13 protein-coding genes are annotated in these 9,509 nt (G+C 58.7%); 3 read left to right on the top strand and 10 right to left on the bottom strand.

Translation table 11 applies throughout. From position 1 onward, the window contains the following. Window positions 1-135: 135 nt before the first annotated feature. From FIV38_RS00860 to FIV38_RS00815, 10 genes are all read right to left on the bottom strand, one after another. Complete coding sequence (locus FIV38_RS00860) at window positions 136-408, bottom strand: HPr family phosphocarrier protein (RefSeq protein WP_057438107.1); 273 nt, start codon at window positions 406-408, stop codon at window positions 136-138. Between the two features lie 16 nt (window positions 409-424). Beyond that, window positions 425-1,282, bottom strand: a complete 858-nt coding sequence (gene rapZ / locus FIV38_RS00855) for an RNase adapter RapZ (RefSeq protein ID WP_092238260.1) — start codon at window positions 1,280-1,282, stop codon at window positions 425-427. A gap of 2 nt (window positions 1,283-1,284) precedes the next feature. Beyond that, a complete protein-coding gene (ptsN, locus tag FIV38_RS00850) occupies window positions 1,285-1,749 on the bottom strand; it encodes a PTS IIA-like nitrogen regulatory protein PtsN (RefSeq protein ID WP_029291796.1) in 465 nt (154 codons plus the stop codon). 12 nt (window positions 1,750-1,761) lie between these two features. Continuing rightward, window positions 1,762-2,067, bottom strand: a complete 306-nt coding sequence (gene hpf, locus FIV38_RS00845) for a ribosome hibernation-promoting factor, HPF/YfiA family (protein WP_029291794.1) — start codon at window positions 2,065-2,067, stop codon at window positions 1,762-1,764. A 75-nt stretch (window positions 2,068-2,142) separates the two neighbouring features. Continuing rightward, entirely contained in the window at window positions 2,143-3,636 is a 1,494-nt protein-coding gene (locus FIV38_RS00840) for an RNA polymerase factor sigma-54 (protein ID WP_029291792.1), read from the bottom strand. Window positions 3,637-3,820: 184 nt separating this feature from the next. Beyond that, complete coding sequence (lptB, locus tag FIV38_RS00835) at window positions 3,821-4,546, bottom strand: LPS export ABC transporter ATP-binding protein (RefSeq protein WP_029291791.1); 726 nt, start codon at window positions 4,544-4,546, stop codon at window positions 3,821-3,823. Next, window positions 4,546-5,079 (bottom strand): lipopolysaccharide transport periplasmic protein LptA, encoded by a 534-nt coding sequence (gene lptA, locus FIV38_RS00830; RefSeq protein WP_029291790.1) that lies wholly within the window; start codon window positions 5,077-5,079, stop codon window positions 4,546-4,548. Before lptA ends, lptB begins: the two co-directional genes overlap by 1 nt. Then, a complete protein-coding gene (gene lptC, locus FIV38_RS00825) occupies window positions 5,066-5,638 on the bottom strand; it encodes an LPS export ABC transporter periplasmic protein LptC (RefSeq protein WP_029291788.1) in 573 nt (190 codons plus the stop codon). Before lptC ends, lptA begins: the two co-directional genes overlap by 14 nt. Window positions 5,639-5,646: 8 nt before the next feature. Next, the gene (locus tag FIV38_RS00820) at window positions 5,647-6,171 is read right to left on the bottom strand and encodes a KdsC family phosphatase (RefSeq protein WP_029291786.1); all 525 of its coding nucleotides are present in this window, start codon (window positions 6,169-6,171) and stop codon (window positions 5,647-5,649) included. Beyond that, on the bottom strand, window positions 6,172-7,146 hold the full coding sequence (locus FIV38_RS00815) for a KpsF/GutQ family sugar-phosphate isomerase (protein ID WP_029291783.1): 975 nt from the start codon (window positions 7,144-7,146) through the stop codon (window positions 6,172-6,174). Window positions 7,147-7,433: 287 nt separating this feature from the next. On the opposite strand from FIV38_RS00815, the gene FIV38_RS00810 reads away from it, so the two are divergent. The 3 genes from FIV38_RS00810 to mlaD are packed head-to-tail and all read left to right on the top strand — an operon-like array spanning window position 7,434 to window position 9,507. Further along, on the top strand, window positions 7,434-8,243 hold the full coding sequence (locus FIV38_RS00810; RefSeq protein WP_029291781.1) for an ATP-binding cassette domain-containing protein: 810 nt from the start codon (window positions 7,434-7,436) through the stop codon (window positions 8,241-8,243). Then, the gene (gene mlaE / locus FIV38_RS00805; protein ID WP_029291779.1) at window positions 8,243-9,040 is read left to right on the top strand and encodes a lipid asymmetry maintenance ABC transporter permease subunit MlaE; all 798 of its coding nucleotides are present in this window, start codon (window positions 8,243-8,245) and stop codon (window positions 9,038-9,040) included. Before FIV38_RS00810 ends, mlaE begins: the two co-directional genes overlap by 1 nt. After that, on the top strand, window positions 9,040-9,507 hold the full coding sequence (gene mlaD, locus FIV38_RS00800; protein WP_029291777.1) for an outer membrane lipid asymmetry maintenance protein MlaD: 468 nt from the start codon (window positions 9,040-9,042) through the stop codon (window positions 9,505-9,507). The genes mlaE and mlaD overlap by 1 nt, the downstream gene beginning before the upstream one ends. Window positions 9,508-9,509: the final 2 nt, after the last annotated feature.

The raw sequence follows: 9,509 nt of genomic DNA, 5'->3' as shown, positions 1-9,509 counted from the left end.
AAAACCAATGTAGGCGCTGGCTTGCCGGCGATAGCGGTGTACTAGTCGATAAAAATGTTGGCTGATCCACAGCTATCGCAGGCAAGCCAGCTCCCACACCAGCCCGTACACATGGGATTTATGTTGGGCAAAGGGCTATTCGCCTTCATCGAAGTAGTTGTTGATCAACTTCACCAGCGCATCCAGCGCTTCCTGTTCCTGCTCACCTTCGGTCTTCAGATGAATCGTGGTGCCTTTGCCGGCAGCCAGCATCATCATCGCCATGATGCTTTTGCCGTCGACCATGGATTCTGGCGTACGCCCGGCCCGGACCTGGCAAGGAAACTGGCCCGCAACCCCGACAAATTTGGCCGACGCGCGGGCGTGCAAGCCCAGTTTGTTGATGATTTCAATTTCCAGAGCGGGCATCGCGAAGGTGTTCCTTTCAGCTAAGGTCGCGGTGGCGAACCTGGACATTCTTGAGGGTTTTCTGCAAGACCTGGCCCAGGCGCTCGGTCAGGTAGACGGAGCGGTGGTGCCCGCCGGTACAGCCGATAGCGATGGTGACATAAGCCCGGTTACTGGCGGCAAAGCGCGGTAGCCACTTGAGCAGATAGCTGGAGATATCCTGGAACATCTCTTCGACATCCGGTTGAGCCGCCAGGTATTCGGCAACCGGCTGGTCCAGGCCTGACTGATCGCGCAGCTCCGGCTTCCAGTACGGGTTGGGCAGGCAGCGCACGTCAAATACCAGGTCGGCGTCTATCGGCATGCCCCGCTTGAAACCAAAGGATTCAACCAGGAATGCCGTGCCGGGCTCCGGCTGGTTCAGCAGGCGCAGCTTGATGGCGTCACGCAGTTGGTAAAGGTTCAGGCTGGTGGTGTTGATCTTGAGGTCGGCCAAATCAATGATCGGCCCCAACAGCTTGGTCTCGTCCTCGATGGCTTCAGCCAGCGAGCGGTTCGAGCTACTCAGCGGGTGGCGGCGACGGGTTTCCGAGAAGCGCTTGAGCAGCGTTTCTTCGTCGGCATCCAGGTACAGCACGTCGCAATGGATATGCTTGGCGCGTACCTCTTCAAGCAATTCCGGGAATCGCGTGAGGTGGCTGGGCAGGTTGCGGGCGTCAATCGACACCGCCACCAGCGGTTGCGCCAGCTCGGTGTGGATCAGCGCGCGCTCCGCCAACTCGGGCAACAGGCCCGCCGGCAAGTTGTCGATGCAATAGAAACCGTTGTCCTCAAGCACGTTGAGGGCAGTACTTTTACCTGAGCCGGAACGCCCGCTGACGATGATCAAACGCATGATTACTGCCCGCTTTGCTCATCCAGGACAACCTGATACAGCGCTTCATTGGTGCTGGCGCTACGCAGTTTCTTACGTACTTCTTCACGGTCGAGCATGCTGGCGATCTGCCTGAGCAGTTCCAGGTGCGCATCGGTAGCGGCCTCCGGGACCAGCAGGACAAACAGCAGGTCAACCGGGGCGCCATCGATGGCGTCGAAATCAGTGGGGGCGTCCAGGTGTAACAGGGCGCTTACCGGAGTTTCACAGCCTTTGAGGCGGCAATGAGGAATAGCGATGCCGTTGCCAAAACCGGTCGAGCCGAGTTTTTCACGGGCAATCAGAGCCTCGTACACGTCTTGCATCACCAGTTCAGGCACTTCGCGGCTGATCAGGTTGGCAATCTGTTCGAGGGCTTTCTTTTTACTGCCGCCCGGCGCGTTCACAAGGGAACGGCCGGGGGTCAGGATGGTTTCAAGTCGAATCATGGGTGGGGAGTGTTAGCGGCCTGTGCCTTGAAGAAGGCTCTGCTGCTTTTCCTTATGCTTTTTGATTTGGCGATCCAGCTTGTCGGTCAGGTCGTCAATAGCGGCATACATATCTGCATGCTCTGCATTGGCGACTACTTCCCCGCCGGGTATACGCAAGGTGGCTTCGATTTTCTGCTTCAGCTTTTCGACAGACATGATGACTTGCACATTGGTGATCTTGTCGAAATGCCCCTCAATTCGTTTGAGTTTCTCGCTGATGTAGGCGCGCAGCGGTTCGGTCACTTCCAGTTGGTGTCCACTGATGTTGACTTGCATACAGCTTCTCCTTCGTTGCCAGTGCATAAAGCGGCGGGTAGGAATACCCGCCACTGGAACGCTGTGGCCCGCCCGTCACATCAACCGCTTACGCTCGCTGGAAGGCGCGATCCCAAGGGACTCGCGGTACTTGGCGACGGTTCGACGGGCGACCTGAATGCCTTGTGCCTCCAGTAAACCAGCGATCTTGCTGTCACTCAACGGCTTTTTCTGATTTTCCGCGGCAACCAGTTTTTTGATGATCGCGCGGATCGCCGTGGACGAGCATTCGCCGCCTTCGGAGGTGCTGACGTGGCTGGAGAAAAAGTATTTCAGCTCATATATACCCCGTGGGGTATGCATGAATTTCTGGGTGGTTACCCGGGAAATGGTCGACTCATGCATGCCAACGGCTTCGGCAATATCATGCAGTACCAACGGCTTCATCGCCTCGTCGCCGTACTCCAGGAAGCCGCGCTGATGCTCGACGATCTGGGTGGCTACCTTCATCAGGGTCTCGTTGCGGCTTTGCAGGCTCTTGATGAACCAGCGCGCTTCCTGCAACTGGTTGCGCATGAAGGTGTTGTCGGCACTGGTATCGGCCCGGCGCACGAACCCGGCGTATTGCGGGTTGACCCGCAGGCGTGGCACCGATTCCTGGTTCAGTTCCACCAGCCAGCGCTCGTTGTCCTTGCGCACGATCACGTCAGGCACGACATATTCGGCTTCGCTGGACTCGATCTGCGAGCCGGGGCGCGGGTTGAGGCTCTGTACCAGCTCGATGATCTGGCGCAGGTCATCTTCCTTGAGCTTCATGCGGCGCATCAACTGGCTGTAGTCGCGGCTGCCCAGCAGGTCGATGTAGTCGGTGACCAGGCGTTGGGCCTCGGTCAGCCACGGGGTCTTGGCGGGTAGCTGGCGCAGTTGCAGCAACAGGCACTCGCTGAGATTGCGCGCGCCAATGCCGGCAGGCTCGAACTGCTGGATGCGGTGCAGCACCGCTTCGATTTCGTCCAGCTCGATGTCCAGTTCCGGGTCGAAGGCCTCGAGGATTTCCTCAAGGGTCTCGTCCAGGTAGCCCTGATTATTGATGCAATCGATCAGGGTCACGGCGATCAGGCGATCGGTGTCGGACATCGGGGCAAGGTTCAGCTGCCACAGCAGATGGCTCTGCAGGCTCTCGCCAACGGAGGTGCGGGTGGTGAAGTCCCACTCGTCATCGTCGTTGCTGGGCAGGCTGCTGGCGCTGGTCTGGTAGACATCTTCCCAGGCCGTGTCCACGGGCAGTTCGTTGGGAATGCGTTCGTTCCATTCGCCTTCTTCCAGGTTATCCACCGTGGGGGCGGCTTCCTGGTAGGACGGTTCCTGGACGTCGGGATTGGGTTTTTGCTCTATGTTGTCGGCCAGTGGGTCGGCATTATCGAAGTCGTCGCCTTCTTCCTGGCGTTCGAGCATCGGGTTGGACTCCAGGGCCTCCTGGATTTCCTGTTGCAGGTCCAGGGTCGACAATTGGAGCAGGCGGATGGCCTGTTGCAGCTGCGGTGTCATCGTCAGCTGCTGGCCCATTCTCAGGACTAGCGATGGTTTCATGGCGGGGGCTTAACACCTTATTCGCCGGCGCAATGCGCCATCCACGACAGGGCGCGTGAGCGCCAAACATAAGCAAATTATATGCCTGATATCGGGGGTTTTGCCTAGAGCGCGGTAACAATAAAAATAATGAGGTTTTTATTGACTCCCGCGCCCGATGGCGAATGTCCTGACATCACAGTGGTTACAGGCGGAACTCGTGCCCCAGATACACTTCCTTGACCAGTTCGTTGGCCAGGATGGTGGCGGAGTCGCCTTCGGCAATCAGTTGGCCGTCGTTTACGATGTAGGCGGTTTCACAGATATCCAGGGTCTCACGCACGTTGTGGTCGGTGATCAGCACGCCGATCCCCTTGGCCTTGAGGTGATGGATGATCTGCTTGATGTCGCCTACCGAAATCGGGTCGACACCGGCGAAGGGTTCGTCCAGCAGGATGAACTTCGGTGCAGTGGCCAGGGCGCGGGCGATTTCCACGCGACGACGTTCGCCGCCGGACAGGCTCATGCCGAGGTTGTCACGAATGTGGTTGATGTGGAACTCCTGCAACAGGCTTTCCAGCTCTTGGCGGCGCCCATCGCGATCCAGTTCCTTGCGGGTCTCAAGGATCGCCATGATGTTGTCGGACACTGACAGTTTGCGGAAGATCGACGCCTCCTGGGGGAGATAGCCGATACCGGCCCGTGCACGACCGTGCATTGGCTGGTGGCTCACGTCCAGGTCATCGATCAATACACGGCCCTGGTCTGCCTGGACCAGGCCGACAATCATGTAGAAACAGGTGGTCTTGCCGGCACCGTTGGGGCCAAGCAGGCCGACGATCTGGCCGCTGTCGATCGACAGGCTGACGTCGCGCACGACCTGACGGCTTTTATAGGCCTTGGCCAGATGCTGGGCTTTCAGGGTTGCCATTACTGGGCCTTCTTCTTCGGCTGGATAACCATGTCAATGCGCGGACGTGGCGCGGTGACCTTGGTGCCATTGGCGCGGCCAGCAGTGGCGACCTGCTTGACGGTGTCGTAGACGATTTTCTCGCCTTCGGTCGAGTTGCCGTCGCTGCTGATCACTTTGGCGCGGTCAGTCAGTACGATGCGGTTCTGCGGCGCGTGGTACTGGATGGTTACGCCGTAGCCTTTGATCGGGCCTGGATCGGCGGCGTTTTGCTTCTGTTCGAAATAGGCAAGGTTGCCCACCGAGGTCACGACGTCGATGTCGCCGGCCGGGGTGCGGGTCAGGGTGACGGTATTGCCGGTAATCTTCATCGAACCTTGAGTGATGATTACGTCGCCCTTGTAGGTCGCGATACCTTGCTTGTCATCCAGTTGCGCATCGTCAGCCTGAATATGGATCGGTTGCTGGCTATCGTTCGGCAGAGCCCAGGCGCTCACGCTTCCCAGTGCTGCGCCCAGACCGAGCAAAATAGGGAGGGTTTTAACGAGCCTCATACTGTCCTCTTACGTTCGATAGCAGGTGTATCCTGCTTTCTTTCAAATACGCTTTCATTCCCTTGCCAGTCGATACACCGCCAGCGCCGTCGATTCTAACGTCTTGCTCGGTCTGCGCATATTGCTTCTGTGGGAATACGGTCATGCGACTGCTGGTAATGATGGTGTCGCGGTTCTGGGCGTCAGTACGCGCAACGCGCACCGAGTCGATCAGTTCCACTTCGGTACCGTCCGGGTTGACCTCGCCACGCTTGCTGGTGACGTGCCACGGGAATTCGGTGCCGCGATACAGATTCAGGTCCGGATTGGTCAGCAATGTGACCTCTGAAGCCTTCAAGTGTTCGACCTTGTCCGACGTCATTTCGTACTGCACCTTGCCGTCAGGCAGGAACTGCACGCTGTAGGCGTTGGTGGCGTAATAGTCGATGGCGCCCTGGTCGGCCTGCACGACAGGCTGATCGAGGAAGCGCTCCGGGCTGATATTCCAGTAGCCCACCGCGAGGAACAGTGCGGCAATGGCTCCGAATATCAGGAAGTTGCGAATCTTTTTGCTCAGCATAGAAGGCTCTATAGGTAGGCGGCGTGGGCCGCTTCAAGGCTGCCCTGGGCGCGCAGGATCAGCTCGCAGAACTCGCGGGCGGCACCTTCGCCGCCACGGGCCTGGGTAATGCCGTGGGCGTGTTCGCGAACAAACGATGCGGCATTGGCCACGGCCATGCCCAGGCCCACGCGCCGGATCACCGGCAGGTCAGGCAAGTCATCGCCCAGATAGGCGACTTGCTCATAGCTTAGGTTGAGTTTGCCAAGAAGCTCATCCAGAACCACCAGTTTATCCTCGCGGCCCTGGTAGAGGTAAGGAATCCCCAGGTTTTGTGCGCGGCGTTCCACGACCGGGGTCTTGCGACCACTGATAATCGCAGTCTGCACGCCAGAGGCCATCAGCATCTTGATGCCCTGGCCGTCCAGCGTATTGAACGTCTTGAATTCGCTGCCATCTTCGAGGAAGTACAGGCGGCCGTCAGTCAGTACGCCATCGACGTCGAAAATCGCCAGCTTGATGGCCTTGCCCCGTTGCAACAGGTCGGTGTTCATTTACATCACTCCTGCGCGCAGCAAATCGTGCATATTCAGGGCGCCAATCGGATGATCGGCATCGTCGACCACCACCAGGGCGCCGATTTTATGGTCTTCCATGATCTTCAGGGCTTCGGCGGCGAGCATTTCGGCGCGGGCGGTCTTGCCATGAGGGGTCATGACTTGATCGATGGTCGCGGTATGGATATCAATGGCGCGATCCAGGGTGCGGCGCAGGTCGCCGTCGGTGAAGACCCCGGCCAGGCGGCCGTCGGCCTCCAGAATCACGGTCATGCCCAGGCCCTTGCGGGTCATTTCCATCAGCGCGTCCTTGAGCAGGGTCCCGCGCTGTACCTGGGGCAGTTCGTCGCCGGCATGCATCACATTTTCCACTTTCAGCAACAGGCGACGGCCAAGGGCGCCACCTGGGTGGGAAAAGGCGAAGTCTTCGGCGGTAAAGCCGCGGGCTTCCAGCAGGGCCACGGCCAGCGCGTCGCCCATGACCAGGGCGGCGGTAGTGGAAGAGGTCGGCGCCAGGTTGAGCGGGCAGGCCTCGTGGGCCACATGCACATTCAGGTTCACTTCGGCGGCCTTGGCCAGCGTCGAGTCCGGGTTGCCGGTCATGCTGATCAGCTTGATGCCCAGGCGTTTGATCAGCGGCAGCAGGGTCACGATTTCGTTGGTGGTGCCGGAGTTGGACAGGGCCACAATCACGTCATCGCGGGTGATCATGCCCATGTCGCCATGGCTGGCTTCGGCCGGGTGCACGAAAAACGCCGTGGTGCCGGTGCTGGCCAGGGTGGCGGCAATCTTGTTGCCGACATGGCCAGACTTGCCCATGCCGACCACGACAACCCGGCCTTTGCTGGCCAGGATCATCTCGCAGGCGCGTACGAAATCTGCGTCGATATGGGCCAGCAAGCCTTCTACGGCTTCAAGCTCGAGGCGGATGGTGCGTTGTGCGGATTGAATAAGGTCGCTGGATTGGCTCATGTCTGAAATCGTATAGCCTGACGAAAAGTCGGCGATTATAGCGGTAATGAACAATTCCCTCACGCAAGTTCGTCAGGGTTTGTTCGCCTCGGATGTGAGAACACTCTCAAATACGCGTTTACCTGTCATGTTTCTGAACAAGCGCTGCTGCGGCCTTGGGCGCTTTATGTCAGCAGTGATATAGTTCGCCGCCAGTTCGGTCCGCGCAGCTCACATGTGTCTAACTGTCGCAAGCAGTTGTCCCAAACGTGGTGTCTGAGTGAGAAGCTGCATCCCAAGGAGTTTAGATGAGTGCCGATAACGCCTACGCGGTCGAGCTGAAGGGCCTTTCCTTCAAGCGCGGTACGCGCAGCATCTTCAATAATGTCGATATTCGCATTCCCCGCGGCAAGGTGACGGGCATCATGGGGCCGTCCGGTTGCGGCAAGACGACCCTGCTGCGCCTGATGGGCATGCAGCTGCGTCCCACTGCCGGCGAAGTCTGGGTCAATGGCCAGAACCTGCCGACCCTGTCGCGCAGCGACCTGTTCGATGCGCGCAAGCACATGGGAGTGCTGTTCCAGAGCGGTGCTCTGTTCACCGATCTTGATGTTTTCGAAAACGTCGCGTTCCCGCTGCGGGTGCATACCCAGCTGTCCGAAGAAATGATTCGTGACATCGTGCTGTTGAAACTGCAGGCCGTAGGGCTTCGCGGTGCCATCGACTTGATGCCTGACGAGCTTTCCGGCGGTATGAAACGACGTGTAGCCCTGGCACGGGCGATTGCTCTCGACCCGCAGATCCTGATGTATGACGAGCCGTTTGTCGGCCAGGACCCTATCGCCATGGGCGTACTGGTGCGCCTGATCCGCCTGCTCAACGATGCGCTGGGCATCACCAGCATCGTGGTTTCCCATGACCTGGCCGAAACCGCGAGCATCGCCGACTATCTCTATGTCGTCGGCGATGGCCAGGTATTGGGGCAGGGCACGCCTGAAGAGCTGATGAATGCTGATAACCCGCGCATCCGCCAATTCATGACCGGCGATCCTGATGGCCCGGTGCCTTTTCATTTTCCGGCAGCGGACTACCGCTCAGATCTTCTGGGGAAGCGCTGATGCGCAAGACATCTTTAATCGAGAAGGTTCGCCTTTTCGGTCGCTCGGGCATCGACATCGTCGAAGTGCTCGGGCGTTCGACGATTTTCCTGTTTCACGCCTTGCTTGGCCGCGGCGGCATCGGCGGCGGTTTTGGCTTGCTGCTCAAGCAGTTGCATTCGGTTGGCGTGATGTCCCTGGTGATCATCGTTGTCTCCGGGGTGTTCATCGGCATGGTGCTGGCGTTGCAGGGGTTCAATATCCTGTCCAGCTACGGTTCAGAGCAGGCGGTGGGGCAGATGGTTGCGCTGACGCTACTGCGTGAACTGGGGCCGGTAGTCACGGCATTGCTGTTTGCCGGGCGCGCCGGTTCTGCCTTGACCGCCGAGATCGGTAATATGAAGGCCACCGAGCAGCTGTCCAGCCTGGAAATGATCGGCGTGGACCCGCTCAAGTACATTGTTGCCCCGCGCCTGTGGGCCGGCTTCATCTCCTTGCCACTGCTGGCGATGATTTTCAGCGTGGTCGGGATCTGGGGCGGTTCCTGGGTGGCGGTGGACTGGCTGGGAGTCTACGACGGCTCCTACTGGGCCAATATGCAAAACAGCGTGACCTTCAGCGGTGACGTGCTCAATGGCATTATCAAGAGCATCGTCTTCGCCTTTGTCGTGACTTGGATCGCCGTATTCCAAGGCTATGACTGTGAGCCCACTTCAGAAGGGATCAGTCGAGCCACCACCAAGACCGTTGTGTACGCCTCGCTGGCGGTACTGGGCCTTGACTTCATTTTGACCGCCTTGATGTTTGGAGATTTCTGATGCAAAACCGCACTGTGGAAATCGGTGTCGGCCTTTTCTTGCTGGCTGGCATCCTGGCTTTACTGTTGCTCGCCCTGCGAGTCAGCGGCTTGTCGGCCAGCCCGGCCGCCGATACCTATAAACTTTACGCCTACTTCGACAATATCGCCGGTTTGACGGTCAGAGCTAAAGTGACCATGGCCGGTGTGACCATCGGCAAGGTCACGGCAATCGATCTGGACCGCGACAGCTTCACCGGCCGAGTGACCCTGCAACTGGACAAGAAGGTAGATAACCTGCCGACTGACTCCACGGCGTCTATCCTCACGGCGGGTCTGCTGGGCGAAAAGTACATCGGTATCAGCGTGGGCGGGGAAGAAGCCTTGCTCAAGGATGGTTCGACCATTCATGACACACAGTCGTCGCTGGTATTGGAGGACCTGATCGGTAAATTCCTGCTTAATACGGTTAGTAAAGACGCCAAATGAGG

The organism is Pseudomonas proteolytica, from assembly GCF_007858275.1.
Taxonomy (GTDB): Bacteria; Pseudomonadota; Gammaproteobacteria; order Pseudomonadales; family Pseudomonadaceae; genus Aquipseudomonas; species Aquipseudomonas proteolytica.
The sequence above is the reverse complement of the archived record's forward strand: the minus strand, read 5'-3'. Positions and strand labels throughout refer to the sequence as shown.

What these genes read in the sequence shown, in the direction of transcription:
- FIV38_RS00815 (WP_029291783.1), bottom strand. Translation starts at nt 7,146, where the DNA reads ATGAGCCAATCCAGCGACCTTATTCAATCCGCACAACGCACCATCCGC.
- hpf (WP_029291794.1), bottom strand. Translation starts at nt 2,067, where the DNA reads ATGCAAGTCAACATCAGTGGACACCAACTGGAAGTGACCGAACCGCTG.
- FIV38_RS00810 (WP_029291781.1), top strand. Translation starts at nt 7,434, where the DNA reads ATGAGTGCCGATAACGCCTACGCGGTCGAGCTGAAGGGCCTTTCCTTC.
- lptA (WP_029291790.1), bottom strand. Translation starts at nt 5,079, where the DNA reads ATGAGGCTCGTTAAAACCCTCCCTATTTTGCTCGGTCTGGGCGCAGCA.
- FIV38_RS00840 (WP_029291792.1), bottom strand. Translation starts at nt 3,636, where the DNA reads ATGAAACCATCGCTAGTCCTGAGAATGGGCCAGCAGCTGACGATGACA.
- lptB (WP_029291791.1), bottom strand. Translation starts at nt 4,546, where the DNA reads ATGGCAACCCTGAAAGCCCAGCATCTGGCCAAGGCCTATAAAAGCCGT.
- mlaD (WP_029291777.1), top strand. Translation starts at nt 9,040, where the DNA reads ATGCAAAACCGCACTGTGGAAATCGGTGTCGGCCTTTTCTTGCTGGCT.
- FIV38_RS00820 (WP_029291786.1), bottom strand. Translation starts at nt 6,171, where the DNA reads ATGAACACCGACCTGTTGCAACGGGGCAAGGCCATCAAGCTGGCGATT.
- ptsN (WP_029291796.1), bottom strand. Translation starts at nt 1,749, where the DNA reads ATGATTCGACTTGAAACCATCCTGACCCCCGGCCGTTCCCTTGTGAAC.
- FIV38_RS00860 (WP_057438107.1), bottom strand. Translation starts at nt 408, where the DNA reads ATGCCCGCTCTGGAAATTGAAATCATCAACAAACTGGGCTTGCACGCC.
- mlaE (WP_029291779.1), top strand. Translation starts at nt 8,243, where the DNA reads ATGCGCAAGACATCTTTAATCGAGAAGGTTCGCCTTTTCGGTCGCTCG.
- rapZ (WP_092238260.1), bottom strand. Translation starts at nt 1,282, where the DNA reads ATGCGTTTGATCATCGTCAGCGGGCGTTCCGGCTCAGGTAAAAGTACT.
- lptC (WP_029291788.1), bottom strand. Translation starts at nt 5,638, where the DNA reads ATGCTGAGCAAAAAGATTCGCAACTTCCTGATATTCGGAGCCATTGCC.